This window comes from Streptomyces sp. TLI_053 (genome assembly GCF_900105395.1).
Classification (GTDB): domain Bacteria; phylum Actinomycetota; class Actinomycetes; order Streptomycetales; family Streptomycetaceae; genus Kitasatospora.
This window is the reverse complement of the sequence record NZ_LT629775.1, coordinates 2,553,203-2,570,965: the sequence shown is the minus strand read 5'-3', so window position 1 is coordinate 2,570,965 and position 17,763 is coordinate 2,553,203. Positions and strand designations below refer to the sequence as shown.

13 protein-coding genes are annotated in these 17,763 nt (G+C 74.2%); 7 read left to right on the top strand and 6 right to left on the bottom strand.

The window, feature by feature from the left end:
* Positions 1 to 32: 32 nt before the first annotated feature.
* From BLU95_RS10200 to BLU95_RS10185, 4 genes are all read right to left on the bottom strand, one after another.
* Positions 33 to 413 (bottom strand): DUF742 domain-containing protein, encoded by a 381-nt coding sequence (locus tag BLU95_RS10200; protein WP_030391835.1) that lies wholly within the window; start codon positions 411 to 413, stop codon positions 33 to 35.
* Positions 410 to 841 (bottom strand): roadblock/LC7 domain-containing protein, encoded by a 432-nt coding sequence (locus BLU95_RS10195; RefSeq protein ID WP_030391836.1) that lies wholly within the window; start codon positions 839 to 841, stop codon positions 410 to 412. Before BLU95_RS10195 ends, BLU95_RS10200 begins: the two co-directional genes overlap by 4 nt.
* Positions 841 to 3,171 (bottom strand): sensor histidine kinase, encoded by a 2,331-nt coding sequence (locus tag BLU95_RS10190; RefSeq protein ID WP_093859726.1) that lies wholly within the window; start codon positions 3,169 to 3,171, stop codon positions 841 to 843. The genes BLU95_RS10195 and BLU95_RS10190 overlap by 1 nt, the downstream gene beginning before the upstream one ends.
* Positions 3,172 to 3,703: 532 nt before the next feature.
* Positions 3,704 to 4,981: an acyl-CoA dehydrogenase family protein gene (locus tag BLU95_RS10185; protein ID WP_093864774.1), complete on the bottom strand. Its 1,278-nt coding sequence runs from the start codon at positions 4,979 to 4,981 to the stop codon at positions 3,704 to 3,706.
* Positions 4,982 to 5,528: 547 nt separating this feature from the next.
* On the opposite strand from BLU95_RS10185, the gene BLU95_RS10180 reads away from it, so the two are divergent.
* The 4 genes from BLU95_RS10180 to BLU95_RS10165 all read left to right on the top strand — a co-directional run bounded on the left by BLU95_RS10180 (position 5,529) and on the right by BLU95_RS10165 (position 12,381).
* Complete coding sequence (locus tag BLU95_RS10180; RefSeq protein WP_159424839.1) at positions 5,529 to 6,605, top strand: GAF domain-containing protein; 1,077 nt, start codon at positions 5,529 to 5,531, stop codon at positions 6,603 to 6,605.
* Between the two features lie 436 nt (positions 6,606 to 7,041).
* Positions 7,042 to 8,559: a lipase maturation factor family protein gene (locus tag BLU95_RS10175; protein WP_093864773.1), complete on the top strand. Its 1,518-nt coding sequence runs from the start codon at positions 7,042 to 7,044 to the stop codon at positions 8,557 to 8,559.
* 262 nt (positions 8,560 to 8,821) lie between these two features.
* On the top strand, positions 8,822 to 11,167 hold the full coding sequence (locus BLU95_RS42210; RefSeq protein ID WP_159424838.1) for a hypothetical protein: 2,346 nt from the start codon (positions 8,822 to 8,824) through the stop codon (positions 11,165 to 11,167).
* A 206-nt stretch (positions 11,168 to 11,373) separates the two neighbouring features.
* A complete protein-coding gene (locus BLU95_RS10165; protein ID WP_093859723.1) occupies positions 11,374 to 12,381 on the top strand; it encodes a S66 peptidase family protein in 1,008 nt (335 codons plus the stop codon).
* A 36-nt stretch (positions 12,382 to 12,417) separates the two neighbouring features.
* On the opposite strand, the gene BLU95_RS10160 is transcribed toward BLU95_RS10165, so the two are convergent.
* Positions 12,418 to 13,230: a helical backbone metal receptor gene (locus BLU95_RS10160; protein WP_502689862.1), complete on the bottom strand. Its 813-nt coding sequence runs from the start codon at positions 13,228 to 13,230 to the stop codon at positions 12,418 to 12,420.
* A 269-nt stretch (positions 13,231 to 13,499) separates the two neighbouring features.
* On the opposite strand from BLU95_RS10160, the gene BLU95_RS10155 reads away from it, so the two are divergent.
* From BLU95_RS10155 to BLU95_RS10145, 3 genes are read left to right on the top strand one after another with little or no spacing between them, the layout of a single operon-like run.
* Positions 13,500 to 14,591: an ABC transporter substrate-binding protein gene (locus BLU95_RS10155; RefSeq protein WP_093859722.1), complete on the top strand. Its 1,092-nt coding sequence runs from the start codon at positions 13,500 to 13,502 to the stop codon at positions 14,589 to 14,591.
* A 42-nt stretch (positions 14,592 to 14,633) separates the two neighbouring features.
* The gene (locus tag BLU95_RS10150) at positions 14,634 to 15,731 is read left to right on the top strand and encodes a FecCD family ABC transporter permease (protein ID WP_093864771.1); all 1,098 of its coding nucleotides are present in this window, start codon (positions 14,634 to 14,636) and stop codon (positions 15,729 to 15,731) included.
* Complete coding sequence (locus BLU95_RS10145) at positions 15,728 to 16,681, top strand: ABC transporter ATP-binding protein (RefSeq protein ID WP_093859721.1); 954 nt, start codon at positions 15,728 to 15,730, stop codon at positions 16,679 to 16,681. Before BLU95_RS10150 ends, BLU95_RS10145 begins: the two co-directional genes overlap by 4 nt.
* Here the strand turns inward: BLU95_RS10145 and BLU95_RS10140 are convergent.
* Positions 16,666 to 17,664 carry an L-tyrosine/L-tryptophan isonitrile synthase family protein gene (locus tag BLU95_RS10140; protein ID WP_093859720.1) on the bottom strand — a complete coding sequence of 333 codons (999 nt, stop codon included), beginning with the start codon at positions 17,662 to 17,664 and terminating at the stop codon, positions 16,666 to 16,668. The two genes, BLU95_RS10145 and BLU95_RS10140, sit on opposite strands and share 16 nt — an antisense overlap.
* Between the last annotated feature and the right edge of the window lie 99 nt (positions 17,665 to 17,763).

Sequence of the window (17,763 nt, the reverse complement as noted above, 5' to 3'; positions counted from 1 at the left end):
GGTCCCGACGCGTTGGGAGCGGCCCGAGCCGGTCAGAGCCGCCGGACACCCTCGATCACGGCCCGGATCAACGCGATGTCCGGTGCCTCGGCGAGCTGGACGGGTGCCCGGGTGAGGATCATCCTGGCTTCGGCGAGGTCGTCCAGTAAGACCTTGACCACGCTCACCGGGAGGTCCATGGTGGCCGCGATCTCGGCCACCGCCAGCGGGCGTTCGCGGCAGAGGTCGAGGATCGCGGCCGGTTCGGGCGTCAACCGGCTGGTGTCCGTGCGCGGGTCGGCGGTGACCACCAGGGTGATCAGCGCGAATCCGTCACGGACCGGTCCGGTACGCCCGTTGGTGATGGCGTAAGGGCGGACCAGATGGCCCGCGTCCTTGTCGAAGAACCAGGCCTCGTCGGCGTCGACGGTCACGCACCGCCACCCACGCCCGGCTGGCCGGCGTCGCTGCGCGGCGCCGCGGTGAGGTACTGGCCGACCTGCTTCACCAGCATGTTGATCTCGTAGGCCATGAGCCCGGCGTCGACCGCCTCGCTGGTGAGCACGGCGAGCCGGGCGCCCTGGCCGGCGGTCGTGACGAACAGGAACAGCTGGTCCATCTCGATCACGGTCTGCCGGACCCGCCCGCCGTTGAACCGGTGGCCGGCGCCGCGGGCGAGGCTCTGCAGACCGGAGGCCACCGCCGACAGGTGCTCGGCGTCGGCCCGGTCGAGGTCCTGGGAGAGCCCGATCAGCAGGCCGTCCTCGGAGAGGACGATGGCGTGCCGGGTCTCCGGGACCCGCGCCACCAGCTGGTCCAGCAGCCAGTTGAGGTCGCGCTGGGTATCGGTGTACTGCGTCATCACTGCTGTTCCTTAGCTGCGGAAGGTGCGGCCGGCGCTGACGGCGCGGCCGGCGCGTCCGCGTCGGGTGTCGTCGCACGGGCGGTGCGGGTGCCACGCTGGATGGCGGCCATGGTGGCCCGCGAGCGCTGCGGCGAGGGGTCGTCCGCGGCCGGTCCGAGGGATTCGGTTCCGCCGACGCCGACGCCGACGCCGACTCCGACGCCGTCGGCCCCGTCGGGAGCCGTCGGGCCGGTGCGGCCGTACGGCGCGGGGGCGGGGGCGCCGGGCCGTCCGTACGCGCCGAGGTGGCCGAACGCCGCGCCCGGCGCGTTGGCCTCGCGCAGCTGCTCGGCGAGGCTGGCGTTGCGGACCCGCTGCGGCAGCACGCGCGGGGTGCGCAGCTCACCGTCGGGGCCGTGCTCCGGCGCGGTCTCCTCGGCGCGCTGGTGCGTGGGCGTCGCTGCCGCCGCCGTGGCGGCCGCGAGCGCCGCGAGTGCGGTCGCCGCCGGCCCGTCACTGCCCGTCGACGGCTCCGGGGTCCCGGGCGCCGCCGCGGCCCCGTCCGGGCCGGGCTCGTCCCCGGGCTCGCCGTAGGGCCGGGGCATGGCCGGTCGGGCCACCACCACGGCGCCCGGCAGACCGGGGATCGACGAGCCCACCGGCAGACCGCCGTTGACCGTCGGGTCGTCCTCGTCGCGGGTGCCGCCCTGGGGGTAGCGTGCGAGCAGCTCGCCGATCACCACGCTGCCGTCGAACCGGTCCGCCGTACCGCCGAGCACTCCGGCGGGGTCGTCGGCGTAGGGCACCGGGTCCGCGGCGGGTACCGGAGCGAAAGCCTGGCCCGGAGCCGGAGCGAAGGCCGGAGCCGCGCCGAGGGCCGGTAGCCCGCCCGCCGCGGCCTCGATCGCGGCGGCCTCGCTCCCACCGCCCACTGCCTGCCCGGCCACCGCCCGGCCGACCGCGGGGTACTCGGTCCCCGCGTCGACGCCGGCACCCGCCGGACCCTGCGCCTGCGCGGGCCCCTGCCCGGGCCCCTGTTCCGCCCCCGGCCGGGGAGTGCCCAGCAGCCCGCCCAGGACGCCGGCGAGCGCGCCGGACAGCTCCTGGTCGATCTCGCCGAGCTCCGCGTCCGCGTCCGCCCCGCCGCCGGGCGGCAGGTCGGGCACGGGAGTCCGGGTGACCCGGGCGCCGGACGGCAGGCCTGGAAGGGCGGCCGGCTGTCCGGCCTGCTCCAGCAGCAGCGCGGGCACCAGCACCACGGCCCTGGTCCCGCCGTACGGGGAGGGCCGCAGGGTGACCTGGATGTCGTGCCGCGCGGCGAGCCGCGCGACCACGAACAGGCCGAGCCGCAGGTCGTCGCCGAGCGCGGAGACGTCCAGCTCGGGCGGGTTGGCCAGGTAGTCGTTGAGCCGCTCGTACTCGTCCTCGGCCATACCGAGACCGCGGTCCTCGACCTCCACCGCCAGGCCCTTGGGCACTTCCTGCGCGGAGACCTGCACCTGGGTGTAGGGCGGGGAGAAGGTGGTGCCGTTCTCGATCAGTTCGGCGACGAGGTGGATCACGTCGGCGACGGCCTGGCCGCTGAGCGAGGCCCGGGGCACGCCCTGGACGACGACGCGCGAGTAGTTCTCGGTCTCCGAGACGGCGCTGCGCAGGACGTTGACCATGGGGACGGCGTTGCGCCAGCGCCGGGCGGGCAGGGCGCCGCCCAGGATGACCAGGTTCTCGGCGTTGCGCCGCATCCGGGTGGCGAGGTGGTCGACCGCGAACAGTTCGCGCAGCAGCTCGGGTTCCTCGTGCTCGCGCTCCAGCGCGTCCAGCATGCTGATCTGGCGGTGGATCAGGATCTGGGTGCGCCGGGCGATGTTGAGGAAGACCTTCTTCGTCCCCTCGCGGCCCTGGGCCTGGTGGACGATCGCGGCGACGGCTGCCTGCCGGACGGCGGCGAGGCCGTCGGCGGTCTGCTGGACCTCGTCGCCGATCCGCCGGGACGGGGTCCAGGCGGGCGGGGTCGGGACCGATTCGCCGGCCTGGAGCCGGCCGACGACCTGCGGGATCTCGTGCTGCGCGAGGGACAGGGTCTCGGCGTGGAGGTCGGCGAGCCGGCCCGGGAGGGTGCGCGCGGCGCGCAGGCCGCGGACCAGGCTCCAGAGCAGGACGGCGGCGACCACCGCGGTGCCGCCGTAGACGGCGGTGCGCTCCCCGGCGTCGCGCAGCAGGTAGGCGGCGTAGCCCCAGGCGGCGGCGAGGCCGAGGCAGGGGACCACCGCGAGGGCGAGGAGCGAGCTGCGGAGGGAGCCGGACCGGCCGGCGCGGTGGCCCGTCCGGGGGGCCGATATGCCTGGCATCTGATTCCTTGTAGCAGGGCCGAACGGCGGTTGTCCGTGTGCGGTCCGACCGCGGTCGCGGGGCGCCACGGCCGGCGGTGCCCGGAGGGTTGCCGGAGGTGGTGACGTGTGGTCACCGTCCGGACGGATGCTGCACGGCCGCCGACTGCAGGCACGCTACCAGCCTCAGGTGCCCTCTGGGCAACATCAACTGACGATATGTGAACGGGCGATGACGGGGAGGCGGGGCCGCCCGGGGTGGACACCGGGGGTCGTCGCGGCAGGTCGGAGGAGGTGCGGGACGGGCCTGACGGCTTTCCGGGGGCCGGGGTTCGGCCCCCGGAAAGCCGTCAGGGACGTGTCAAGAGCAAGGGTTCCACGGGACGCCGCCCGACGTCGGAGCGACCGGGAAGCACCGGGAGGACCGCCGCCGGAGCGCTGCCGCAGCGCCGGGGAATCGCTGGGGAACCGCCGGGGAACGGCCGGGGGATCAACGGGGGAACCGGGGGAGAACGACGGAGAGACCCGTGGGGAGGTCCCGGCGCCGCCCGGTTCAGCCCGCCAGCGGCATCCGCAGCACGGACGCCGACGCACCCTGCGCCTGCGCCTCCGTCTCCGCCCGGTTCTCGCGCTCGGCCAGCTCGGTCCACGCCCAGCTGGCCAGATCGGAGAGTTCGGCCGACCACTGCTTCCCGTAGGTGCCCGAGGCCACCTGGCCGAGCCGCAGCCGCTGGACGTCCGAGGTGCCGGCCGGCGGGTAGACGTGGGTGGCGTCGCGCAGGTAGCGCTCGATGTGGAAGTCGGCGTGCAGGCCGCGGGCGGCGTGGATCTCCATCGCGTTGCGCGCCGAGTCCAGCGTGTACTCGGTGTTGATCAGCTTGGCGTTCATCAGCTCGGCGTCGCACGGCCGGCCGTGGTCCAGCAGGTGCGAGGCGTGGTACGCGGCGAGCTTGGCGGTCATCAGCCGGGACTGCATCTCGCCCAGCTTGAGCGCGATGTTCGGCAGTTGGGACAGCGGCTTGCCGTACATGATGCGCTCCTCGGCGAACCGCGCGGTGTCCTCGACGATCGCCCGGTGGATGCCGAGCGCGACCGCCGCCAGGTTCAGCCGCCCGTAGAGGGTCGAGGACGAGTAGGCCACGTCCAGGCCCTGGCTCTCCAGGCCGAGCCGGTTGGAGACCGGGATCCGGCAGTCCTCGAAGACGAGTTCGCCGAAACTGAAGCCGTGCAGACCGCTCTGCGAGCCCAGCTCGCCGGTGCGGAAGCCCGGACGGTCGCTCTCCACCAGGAACGCGGACAGCCCCTTGCTGCCCTCGCCGGTGCGGAGCACCACGCCGTGCACGTCGCCGATGTGCGAGTTGCCCACGAACCACTTGCGGCCGTTGAGCACGTACTCGTCGCCCTCGCGCCGGGCGGTGCCGCTCATGCCGAGCACATGGCCGCCGGACTCCGGTTCGGTGACGGCGATCGTGGGCAGCGCCGTCCCGTTGGCGAACCTGGGCAGCCAGTGGCGGCGCTGGGAGTCGCTGCCGAAGTGGATGACCTTGGCGACACCGAGCTGCGAGGCCTGCGCGATCGCCCCCATCGCGCCGCTGACGCGTGAGAGTTCCTCGACGATCACGGTTTTGGCCAGGTGACCCAGCCCCAGTCCGCCGAATTCCCGCGGGATGGTGACGCCGATCCAGCCACGGCGGGCGATCTCCCGCGCGAGCTCGAATTCGACCTGGCGCTCGGCCTCCATTCTGGCCACCTGAGGGCGTACTTCCTTCTCCGCGAACTCGCGTACCTCCGCTCGGAGGCTCTCGTGTCGCTCGTCGGTGAAGTAGTCCATCGCCATGCCAGGTCCTCTCGGTTCGGGTGGTTCGGTGGATGTGCCTCCGTCCGTGCAGCCGATCCGCTTCGGCCGCCGAGGGGTGGGGGAGTGACGGTGGCGGCCGGTTGCCCCTGAGTTGCAGCCGGTGCGTGCGGATGTGCCGGCGGTGGCCCACGCTGCCCTTGGGGACCGCCGTTTTTCGGCAGGGCTCATTGTCATATGTGCGTCGGAAGCGCTCTACAGTGGATCTTGGATTGGCGCGATTCGGGCCGTTCGCGGACAGTCGGGGATTAGAGGGACGCGAGGCGGGGAAGTGACCTGTCCCGCTTTTGGGATCCAGGGTTTCCGTCGGGTCCCGTTCCGGTTGTCCGCCGCTTCCCGTGCCCGTTGCCCGGCGGTTCCCGATCCGTTCCCGCCCGGCGGCCCGCCGGTCCGTCCGCCGCCGCCCGCCGGTGGGCCGCCCGCCGCCTCGCCGCCGACATGCGGCTTTGACTGAGCATCAGCAGTGAGTAAGGGGAGGGGTCGGGAGCGCGTAAGGCGCCGCATGTCTGATTACATGTGCGCCATGACTGATGTGATGAGCACTCAAGGCCAGTTCCCGGGTGCCGCCGGCGAGTCCGAGAGGGCCCGCAGGCTGCGCAGCCTGGGACTCAACGAGCCCACCGCGGACGAGGCCTTCGACCGCTTCGCCCACCTGGCCGCCAGCATCACCCGCGCCCCCATCGCGATGGTCAACTTCATCAACGACGAGCGCCAGATGTTCCGGGGGCTCTACATCCCGCCAAACTCCACCGACGCGGTGGCCGAAGAAGGCTCCTCGTGGGCCGATCGCGGCATCGCCTTCGACCTTCCGACCCGGGAGATGCCGCTGAGTCACGGCTTCTGCCCCCACGTCGTCGCGCAGCGTTCCCCCCTCGCGCTCGACGACATCCTCGCCTACCCCCGGTTCGCGGGGAACCCGGTCGTCGACGAACTGGGTGTCCGGGCCTACCTCGGCGCCCCGCTCGTCGACGACACCAACACCGTCATCGGCACCGTCTGCGTGCTCGACCGCGAACCCCGCCAGTGGGGCCGCGAGCGGCTCCGCGACATCCAGCACCTCGCCGAGGCGCTGCTCTCCGAGATCCGCCTGCGCGACAACCTGCTCGCCCAGCAGCAGGAGATGTTCGCGGCCTTCGACGGCTCGCCGTTCCCGATCATGCTCACCGACGGGCCCGGCCAGGAGATCCGCTACGCCAACGCCCAGCACGCCGACACCTTCGGCGCCCCGGCGGCGTACGGCGCCGTCGGCCTGGCCTACCCCCAGCTCGGCGCCGCCGGTCTCCAGCAGGCTGTCTCCGAGGCCTACCACACCGGCCGCGCCACCGTCCTCAACGAGGTGCGGGTCCAGTCCCTGCGCCCCGAGGCCCAGCGCGGGCAGCAGATCTTCAGCTTCACCTGCACCCCGCTGCGCACCGCCCGCACCGGCCAGGTCACCGGCGTGCTGACGGTCGGCATGGACGTCACCGCGCAGTCCCGCACCGAGGAGGAACTCGGCACCCTCGCGGCCCTCCTGGTGGACCGCCTTCAGCAGAACGGCACCGCCCCGGTCGGCCGCCCCGGCCTCGGAGCGGGGGAGACCGGCCTCGTCCTGCCGGGCTGATCACCACCGGCCCGGCCGTCGGACCGCGTGCGGGTCACCCCCCGGACCGCGCACGCACCACCGGAGTTCCGTACGGCGCAGCACCGGCCGCCACCGCGGCGGCACCGCGCCCCGACCATGTCCAGACAGCCAGACAGCCAGACAGCCAGACAGCCAGACAGTCCGACCGCCGCACCGACCACCGAGCACCCATCGTCAAGCACCGACCACCGAGCGCCGACCACCACGCACCGGCCAGGTCCCGGACGCGCCCCGACCGCGCGTCGTGGCGGGACCGCGGCGCCGGCCGTCCGCGACGGCGAGCCGTCCCACCGTGGCGGGGCGCCTCTCACCCCCGAGGAGAGGCTCCCCGCCGCGCTGCTGTCCGGGTGAACCGCCCGCCGCCGTCCCGCCGGACCGGCCCCCGCGGCCGCCGCCGGTGGTAGGCATGGGCCGCATGCAGTGGTTCGCCGCCCCCGAGTACTGGCTCAGCAGACTGCTCGTGCAACGGATGCTGGCCGCCCTCTACCTGATCGCGTTCCTGGCCGCCGCCCGGCAGTTCCGCGCGCTGATCGGCAGCCGCGGCATGCTCCCCGTCCCCCGGTTCACCGCCCGGGTCCCGTTCCGGCAGGCGCCCGGACTCTTCCACCTCCACTACAGCGACCGCTTCTTCGCCGCCGCGGCCCTGACCGGCGCGGCGCTCTCCGCCGCCCTCCTCGGCGGCCTCGGGGACGCCGTCCCGCTCGGGGTGTCGATGCTCTGCTGGGCGGTGCTGTGGGTCCTCTACCTGTCGATCGTCAATGTCGGGCAGACCTGGTACTCGTTCGGATGGGAATCGTTGCTGCTCGAAGCGGGCTTCCTGGCCGCCTTCCTCGGCAACGCCGACACCGCACCGCCCGTCCCCGTCCTGTGGCTGCTGCGGTGGCTGGTCTTCCGGGTCGAGTTCGGCGCCGGACTGATCAAACTGCGCGGCGACAGCTGCTGGCGCGATCTGACCTGCCTGCGCTACCACCACGAGACCCAGCCGATGCCCGGTCCGCTCAGCTGGTTCTTCCACCACCTGCCCGGGCCGCTGCACCGCGTCGAGGCGGCCGCCAACCACCTGACCCAACTCCTCGTCCCGGTCTGCCTGCTCCTCCCGCAGCCCGTGGCGACCTTCGGCGCCTGCGTCGTCGTCGCCACCCAGCTCTGGCTGGTCGCCTCCGGCAACTTCGCCTGGCTCAACTGGCTCACCGTCGCGCTCGCCCTCGCCGCCGTCGACCCGGCCCGCCTCGGCCTGCCGGTCCACCCGCGCGCCTACCCCGCCGCCCCGGTCTGGTTCGAGGCCCTGGCACTGGCACTCACCGCCGCCGTGCTCGTCCTGAGCTACTGGCCGGTCCGCAACATGGTCTCGCCCCGGCAGGTCATGAACCGTTCCTTCAACCGCCTCCATCTGGTCAACACGTACGGCGCGTTCGGCAGCGTCGGCCGCGTCCGGCAGGAGGTCGTGCTCGAAGGGACGGACGAGGCGGTGGTCACCCGGCACACCGTGTGGAAGGAGTACGGGTTCAAGGGCAAACCCGGCGACGTCCGCCGCCGCCCCCGCCAGTACGCCCCCTACCACCTGCGGCTGGACTGGCTGATGTGGTTCGCCGCGATCTCCACCGGGTACGCCCGGCCGTGGTTCCTGCCGTTCGTCGCCCGGCTGCTCGTCAACGACCGGGACACCCTGCGCCTGCTCCGGCACAACCCGTTCCCGGACACCCCGCCGACCCACGTCCGGGCGACCCTCCACCGCTACCGGTTCACCGATTGGCGCGAACTGCGGCAGACCCGCGCCTGGTGGCACCGGACACCGCTGACCGAGTACCTCGCGCCGGTCGACCTCGCCGCCCTCGCCCGCGCGGGACACCATCCGCCACCGGCCCCGGGCACGGCCGGGGCGGACGGTACGGACCCGGACGGCCGTTCCCGGCGTGCCCCGAACGGGCGATGACCGGATGACGGCCGGTGACGCCGACCACCCGACCGGCCCTCCCCGGTGGCGCCCGGCCGGGCGCCGTGGCACGCCACACCGCCCCGAGGGGCGGTGGGTGCGTGCATGGCTCGAACGGGCACCCGTATTCTTGGCCTCCGACCGGCAGCCCTACCGCGCGCCCCCTCAGCCCCATCCGCCGGGGCCGCACCGCGCACCCGGACCGCCGCCCCCTCGCCGCCAGCCCACGCCCCCGCCGCAGCCGCCCAGAACCGGACCTCACATGACAGTGCTTCACTCCCGCAACGCCGACGCGGCCGACGCAGCCGGCTCCGCAGACGTCAAGGACACCACGGCCACGGACACCGCGGCCGCCGCGACCACCACCGACACCGACCTCCGCGAGGAACTCGGCCGCTACGCCGAACTCGGTGCCTTCACCCTGACCGCCGACACGCATCCCTGGTACGCGGCCCTGGACACCGTCGCCACCCCCGAGGACGCCCGCGCCGCGTCGACCGTCCTCGCCGAGCTGCGCGGACACGACCTCCAGCAGGTCTGGGACGACGTCACCGCGCTCGCCGCCGACGTGCGGATCGACGCGCCGGACACCGTCGGCAAGACCGCCGTGCTCGTCGAGATGCTCCAGCTCCTGCGCCGCACCTCGACCGTGCTCGCCCCCGCCGCGTACGAGGCCGACCTCGACTCGCTGATCGCGGCCACCGCCGAGCGGACGTGGCGGCGCGAGCAGGGCGTCAAGCTGTCCTGGCTGCGGGGCCGGTCGCTGCGCAAGCAGGCCGCCGCCCTCGCCGTCACCAGCGGCCGCCCCCGCGGCCAGGACCTGCACGAGGCACTCGCCTCCGCCGCGGTCGAGCGCCGGGCCTGGGCCGCCCTCGCGCCGGCCGGCACCCTGCCCACCGCGCCGTCGGACGCCGCCCTCGCCCACCGCACGGCGCAGGCCTTCGAGGCGATCAACACCGGAGTGCGGGAGCTCGCCCGCCTGCTGCCCGGCCAGGACCTGGACGCGCTGTCCTTCCCGGACCTCGTCGACCTGGTCGACCGCCTCGCCGCCGACGAGGGCACCCTCTACCGCTTGCCCACCGTCAACGGGCTGCGCGGCACCCTGGAGGAGGCAGGGCTCGGCGAGCTCCTCACCGAGCTCGCCGCCGCCCGCGCGGACCGCCGCGCCGCCGAGGCCGCCTACGCCGCCCGCCAGGCGCTCGCGGGCGGGCAGCGCGACGGTCTGGTGCCGCCGGTCGAGGAGGCCGCCGATGCGGCGGCCGACACGACGGCCGGGACGACGGCCGATGTGACGGGTACGGAGGAGACCGGGGCGGCCGCCGAGGTGGGCACCGAGGCGGACACCGAGACGCCGGAGGTCGAGGCCGAGGTCGAGGCCGTCACCGCCGAGCCCGTGGCCGAGGCGGACAGCCCGGAGGCCCCGGTCGAGGAGCAGCCGCTCGTCGTCGCCCTCCCGGCCCCCTCGCCCGCCGCCGACGATCTCCTCGGCGCCACCCCCGCCCCGCCGGTCCAGCCCTCCGCCCCCGAGGTGGAGGCCATCGCCCCCGCCGAGGTCGAGGCTGTGGCCGAGGTCGTGACCGAGGCGGAGCCGGTGGTCGAGCCGGAGCCCGCAGTCGAGGCCGCAGTCGAGGCCGCGCCGGAGGTCGAGGCAGTCGTCGTCGAGCCCGTGGTCGAGGCCACCGCGCCGGAGATCGAGGCCGAGGCCGAGCCGAGCACGGTGGAAGAGGCCCCTGAGCCGATCGCCGAGCCCGAGCCCGTGGTCGAGGCCGTCACCGGGGCCACGGTCGAGGTCGAGGAGGAGCCCGTCCTGGAGGCTCCCGCCGAGATCGAGCCGGTGGCCGAGGCCCCGGTCGACGCCGAGCCGACCGTCGCTGAGCCGACCGCCACTACCGAGGCCGTGGACGAGGCTCCGGTCGCGGAGGTCGCGGAGGTCGCGGAGGTCGCGGAGGTCGCGGAGGTCGCGGAGGTCGCGGAGGTCGCGGAGGTCGCGGAGGTCGCGGAGGTCGCGCCGACCGTCGAGCCCGAGGTCGAGCCCGAGGTCGAGCCGGAGGCGGAGGTCGTTGCCGAGGTGCCCGCGCCCGCCGAGGCCCAGACCGAGGTCCAGGCCGAGGCCGAGGTTCAGACCGAGACTGTCGAGGCAGTCGTCTCCGAGGTTGTCGCCGTCGAGAGCGAGCCCGTCGTCGAGGCCGAGCCGGTTGCGGAGGCGCCGGCCGTTGTCGTCGAGGAGCCTGCTGCCGAGACCGAGACCGAGACCGAGACCGAGACCGAGACTGTCGAGGCAGTCGTCTCCGAGGTTGTCGCCGTCGAGAGCGAGCCCGTCGTCGAGGCCGAGCCGGTTGCGGAGGCACCGGCCGTCGTCGTCGAGGAGCCTGCTGCCGAGACCGCAGCGGCCGTGCCCCCGGCGAAGCCGGAGTTCACGCCGGGCCGACCGGTGACCGCGTACTCGGCGGAGGAACTGCTCGCGGTCGTGCGCTGGATCGACGCGGACGGCGTCGCGCGCAGTGACGAGGAGCTGCTCCGTGCGGCGATGAAGGAGCTGGGCTTCGCCCGACTGGGCCCGCGCATCAAGGAGGCGCTGGGCGCCGCCGTGACCGCCGCCCGAGCCTGACGCCCGGACGACGACGGCCCGGGTGGGCGCGGGGCACCGACCGCGACCGCCCGGGCCGTCGTGCTGCCCGAAGCGGCAAAAGGCCCCGGAAAACCAGTTGTCGAATAGACGTTCGAGATCGAGACTCGGCACATCCGCCGGAACCTCCCGACGGACCGTCCGGACGCCGCACGGCCGGACCCGCCTCGACCGACCGGAGTCCGCTCGTGCTGGACGTCCTGCGCCCCCGTGCCCTTGCTCCGGGGGACCTCGTCGCGGTAGCGGCGCCCGCCGGACCGCTGGAGGGTGACGCCCTGCCATTGCTGGACCGGGGTGTCGGGACTCTCACGGCGATGGGGTTCCGGGTCCGCCGCGCACCGCTCACGGAGCCCGGGCGCCGCCGCTGGTGGGCGGCCGGTGCGCCGGAGGAACAGGCCGAGGAGTTCAACCGGTTGCTGCGGGACCGGGAGGTCCGGGCGATCGTCGCGCACACCGGTGGGCAGGCGGTGGCCGGCTGGCTGGACCGACTGGACTTCGACGCCGTCCGCGCCGATCCCAAGCCGGTACTGGGATGCAGCGACGTGTCCCTGCTCCTGCTCGCACTGCATGCCAGGACCGGTCTCGTCGGTCTGCACGGCGACATGGCCACCTACGGGCTCGGCGGCTCCTGGCACGCCGGACCCTCCGGGGGCAGCGCCGAGCTCCTGGCCGACCTGTACCGCCGCGTTCTCACCGACCCCGCGCCGCTGGGCCCGCTCCCCGGGCTCCGGCTGCCGCCCGGAGGCCGGGAGTGCTGGCGGCCCGGCCGGGCCGGCGGGCCGCTGATCGGCGGTCTGCTCGGCCGGCTGACCGCGCTCCAGGCGACGCCGTTGGCGCTTCCGGTCGAACGCTTCGACGGTGCGGTGCTGTTCTGGGAGGAGGTGGACCGTCCGCTGTCGGCGGTCTGGCAGGACCTGCACCTGCTCCGGCTGGCAGGAGTGCTCGACCGGATCTCGGCGATGGTGGTCGGGGTGCCGCTCCGGGTCACCGCCGCGGGCTGCGGGGAGGGGGTCCCGGCGCCGTCGCTGCGCGAGGTCGTGCTCGACGTGCTCGGTGCCCGGCCGATCCCGGTGCTCGGCGGGGTGGAACTCGGCCACGCCGGTCCCAATCCGCCGTTGCCGCTCGGTGTCCGGGCGACCGTCGACGCCACCGCCCGGACCCTCACCCTGGACGAGGCGGCCGTCACCCTGTCCTGACCCTCCGGCTGCTCCGCCCCTTGAGCGGGGGACCGGTTACCCGGGGGACGGGTTACCCGGGGACCGGCCGGGGAGCGCGCGTGCCAGCTGCTCCGCCAGGACCGCCGGAGCCTCCACCAGGGACGGCCCGTACCAGGTGAGGTGGCGTCCGCTCACCAGTGCGGCGGGGACGCCCGGGAAGGCCTCCGGGCCGTCCTCGGCGGTGAACCGGTAGGGCTCGTCGGGCAGGACGACCAGGTCGGGGCGGCCGGCGAGCAGTTCCGGCAGCGGGACGGCGGGGTAGCGCTCCGGCCGGGCCGGGTCCTCGGCGTGCGGGAGGAGCAGACCGAGGCGGCGCAGCAGGTCGCCGGCGAAGGTGTCGTGGCCCAGCACCATCCACGGGCGGCGCCAGATCGGCACGACCGCCCGGCGGGCCGGGCCCGGCAGCGGCCGGACGTCGGCCCAGGCGGCCTCGGCGGCGTCCAGCCAGGCGGGGCGGGGCAGGCCGCAGCCGACGGTGAGCAGCCGGTCCAGGGAGTGGAACGCCTGGTCGAGGGTGCGGATGTCGGTGACCCAGACCGGCAGTCCGGCCGCCCGCAGCGCGTCGAGGTCGGGCCGGCGGTTCTCCTCGTCGTTGGCGATCACGAGGTCCGGCGCGAGCGCGACGATCCGGGCCGGGTCGGGGTTCTTGGTGCCGCCGATCCGGGGGACGGCCAGGTCGGCGGGGTGGCTGCACCAGTCGGTGACTCCGGCCAGCAGTTCGGGCGCGGTGGCGGCCACGGCCTCGGTGAGCGAGGGCACCAGCGACACCACCCGCCGCACCACCCCGGCCTCGCCGCCCGCCCCTGCCCCTGCCCCGGGAAGCGGCACGACCAGCCCGAGATCGTCGACCACCGGACGACCTCCCGTACCGTCCCCCGCCGTACCGTCCCCCGCCGCACCGTGCCCCGCCGTACCGTGCCCCGGCGCACCGCCCCCCGGCGTCCCGTCCGTCGAATGGAAACTCACTGCGCAACCCTAACCGCCCCGCCGGTGGCCGGGAGGGCAAAGTTCCGGGAACCGTCCGGGCACAGCGGCCGACTACTGGTCCGGGTTCACAGGACGAACCCGAGCACGACCATTGACCAGGAGAGTTACTGATGCGCCCTCGCGTCTTCTGCGGTATCGCGGCAGCCGTCGCCCTGTTCGCCACGGGCTGTTCCAGCGGCGGTGACGGGAGCGGCGACACCACGAACGGCGGCGGGAGCCCACAGGCGTCCGCCGCCGGCGCGTTTCCGGTGAAGGTGGCCGACTGCGCGGGCAAGGAGACGACGGTCGCCCGGGCACCGCAGAAGATCGTCACCACCGACGCCGCCGGTCTGGAGATGCTGCTCCAGCTGGGGGTCGGTGACCGGGTCATCGGGACGGGGTTCCCGCCCGGGAAGGGCAGCCTGCCGGCGGCCGTGGCCGAGCAGGGCGCCAAGGTGCCGGTGCTCGGTGACACCCTGATCCCCAAGGAGAAGCTGCTGGGCTCCGGCGCGGACCTCTACGTGGACACCTTCGGACCGATGCCGATGATGGGCGCCGCGGGTGCCGGGCCGACCGAGGAGGAGCTGAAGGCGGTCGGCATGCAGCACGTGCTGCTGCTCTCCACGGCCTGCGCGACCGGTCCGAAGGCCGCCGCCGGGCCGCGCACCGACCTGGCCGGGGTGGCGGAGGATGTGCGCCGCCTGGGCGCGGTCACCGGGACGGCCGCCCGGGCCGGAGAACTGGTCGCCGCGATGGACCAGCAGATCAATGAGGTCAAGAACGCCACCGCGGGCGTACCGGAGGCGCAGCGTCCCGGGTACTTCCTCTTCGACTTCGACGCCGGTACAAAGCAACCGATGGCCGTCTGCGGCAAGCAGATCGCCAACGCGGTGATCACCCTGGCCGGCGCGCGCAACGTGTTCTCCGACTGCGACGCCGACTTCCGGCCCGTCTCCTGGGAGGACGTGGTGGCGAAGAACCCGGACTGGATCCAGCTCGCCGTGCGCAACCGGGGCAGCGCGGACGCCGACCGCAAGGCCTTCGACGAGGCCGAGGCGTTCCTCAAGGGCTTCCCGGCGACGCAGGGGCTCAAGGCCGTGCAGGAGGGGCACTTCCTGCGGATCGGCTCCGAGGTCACCACGATCGCCGGGATCCGCAACGCCGACACCGTGCGGCAGATCGCCGCGACCGTCCACCCGACGCTCGTCAAGAACGGGCAGTAGGCCGTGGCCCGCGCCGCCACCACCACCCACGCCACGGAGGCCGTGCCCGGCCCCGGCGCCGACCCGGCCGCCCCCGGGCCGCGGCCCCGGCGCCGGGCCCGGGCGCTGCGCCCCGGGCCGCTGGCCGCGCTGCTGACCGCCGCGCTGCTCGTCGCGCTGACCGCCGCCGTCTCGCTCGGCTCGGTGGACATCCCGCCCGGCGAGGTGTGGTCGGTGGTCGGCCGGCGGCTCACCGGGCAGCACCCGGCGCCCGGCACCCGCGACCTCATCGTCTGGCAGCTGCGCGTCCCGCGCGCGCTGCTGGCGGCGGCGGTCGGGGCCGGGCTCGGTCTGGTCGGCACGGCGGTGCAGGCCCTGGTCCGCAACCCGCTCGCCGACCCCTACCTGCTCGGCATCTCCTCGGGGGCCTCGCTCGGAGCGGTCGGCGTGATCGTGCTCGGCACCGGCCTGGGCCTGTCGCTGTCCGTCGGCGGGATCGCCGGACTGACCGTCTCGGTGGCGGCCTTCCTCGGCGCGCTCGCCGCGTTCTCCCTGGTGTGGCTGCTGGCCCGGCGCGGCGGCGGCTTCTCCCCGCTGCGCCTGGTGCTGGCCGGTATCGGCATCGGCCAGTTCCTCACCGGCCTGACCAGCTACCTCGTGCTCCAGACCGGCGACGAGCAGCAGACCAGGGGCGTGCTGTTCTGGCTGATGGGCAGTCTCAGCGGCGCCACCTGGGGACAGCTCGCCGTCCCTGCCGCCGCCGTGGCCCTGGGGCTGGTGCTGCTCCAGGGCCGCGCCCGGGGGCTGAACGCGATGCTGATGGGCGACGAGACGGCGGCGGGCCTCGGGGTCGACGTGGCCCGGCTGCGCCGTGAGATCTTCGCCGTGACCAGTGTGCTCACCGGGGTGCTGGTCGCCGTCTCCGGTGCGATCGGCTTCGTCGGCCTGATGGTGCCGCACGTGTGCCGGCTGCTGGTCGGGGGCGACCACCGGCGGCTGCTGCCGCTGTCGGCCCTGACCGGCGCCGTCCTGCTGGTCGTCGTCGACCTGATCGCCCGGGTCGCGCTCGACGGCCAGGAGGTGCCGATCGGCGTGGTCACCGCGTTGCTCGGGGCGCCCACCCTGCTCTACCTGCTGGACCGACGACTGGAGCGGAATTGAGAATCGCCGTCGAAGACCTGAGCGTCTCCCTCGCCGGGCGGACCGTGGTGGCCGGTGTCCACCTGGTCGCCAAGGAGGGCGAGATCGCCGGCCTGGTCGGTCCCAACGGCAGCGGCAAGTCCAGTCTGCTGCGCACCGTCTACCGGCATCTGCGGCCGAGCGCCGGGCGGGTGCTGCTGGCCGGGCGGGAGCTGTCCGAGCTGAGTCCGGCGCAGTCGGCCCGGCACATCGGGGCGCTGCCGCAGGAGCGCGGCGGCGACTTCGAGCTGACCGTGCGCGAGGTGGTCGCGATGGGCCGGACCCCGTACAAGCGGGCGTTCGCGAAGGACGACGCCGAGGACCACCGGCTGGTGGCCGAGGCGCTGACCCGGGTCGGCATGGCGCACGCGCCGGACCGGGGGTTCGCCCAGCTCTCCGGCGGGGAGCGGCAACGGGTGCTGCTGGCACGGGCGCTGGCGCAGCAGCCGGACGTCCTGGTGCTGGACGAACCGACCAATCACCTGGACGTCCGGCACCAGGTGGAGCTGCTGGCGCTGCTGCGGGAGCAGCGCCGCACGACGCTGGTCGCGCTGCACGACCTGAACGCGGCGGCCTCGGTGTGCGACCGGCTGCACGTGCTGCACCGGGGCACGCTGGTCGCCTCCGGGGAGCCCAGGGAGGTGCTGACCGCCGAGCTGCTCGCCGAGGTGTTCGGGGTGCGGGCGGCGGTGATCGAACATCCGCTCACGGGGGACCCGTTGATCGCGTTCGACCACCGCGCGCCGGTCGGCGCGCCGGACCCGGGGGTGCCGGGTCCGGTCGCGCCGCCGTCGGGCAGGGGGGTGGGGGGTGCCGCGGGTACGAGGGCAGGCGTGATCGCCCCGCCCCCGGTGAAGCCGGTTGTCACCGGAGTCACCGTCCCGACCGCTCTCCCCACCCCGGTCTCCGTCGAACGTCAGGAGGTCTCGTAGTGGCTCGGGCGGCCGTTGCGCTCGACCAGCCGGCCGACCTTCGCCGCCTCCTCGCTGCGGATCAGCTCCCATTCGCCGTCCGGGCGGTGGAGCACCGAGGAGTGCCACGGGGTCATCCACATGTCCGTGTGCTCCAGCAGCCGGATGCCGAACTTCAGCACGCCGACCTTCTGCGGGTGGATGGAGAGCCGGAACGAGCGGGGGTGCTGCTCGGCGATCAGGTCGCCCCAGGCGCGGCTGCGCTGGATCACGCCGTAGGCGCGCTGACGGCAGTCCTTCTGGAGGGCGGACTTGGTGCCGGTCCAGCCGAAGGTGTCCTCGGTGAGGAAGCGGGTGATGCCGCGGTAGAGCTTGGCGGTCTCCTCGTCGGTCAGCACCTGCTCGCGCAGTTCCTCCTTGGTCGGCGCGTACTTGGCGTGCACCCGGGCGCGCTTCTCGTCGAAGGGCAGGTCGCCGAGCACGGCCCGCAGGTCGAAGGTGTCGAGATTGGTCAGGCCCTCGCGCTCGATGAGCGCGGACAACTCGTCGGAGTACTGGTCGATGTGGTCGTCGGGGACGTGGATGAGGTCGCCGAAGATGTGGCCGTCCGAGCAGATCAGGATCTTGGCGCCGGGCTCGTAGATCTTGCCGATCTCCTCGGCGAGCCGGTTGAGGAAGGTGAGCGACAGCCGCTCGCCCTCGTCGGGCAGGTGGCTGAGCACCTTGGCGAGGTTGGGCGACTTGCAGGGGAAGCCGGGCAGGGTGAACAGGATCTGGTCCCCGGCGGTGATGAAGTCCGCCAACTGCTCCAGCTGGAGCGGGAAGTCGGCGGGGGTGGCCTCGGCGTCCGGATCGGACGCGCGGCGGTGCGGGAGCAGCAGGTCGAGGATCTCGGCGGAGAGCCGGGCCACGGTCTGCTGGTCCGGGACGGTGTGGGCGGTGCCGGTGCTCTCGTTGCTGTCGGCCTGGGAGTCACTGGTGACGGTGGTGCCGGCGGGCGGCATGGTTGTCCTCCACGGAACGGTGTACGGGCTTCGGGCAGGCGGAGCCACGCCCCGGCGGCGGTCGCCGGGACGCTGTGGTGGTGCGGGGAGACGCGTCGT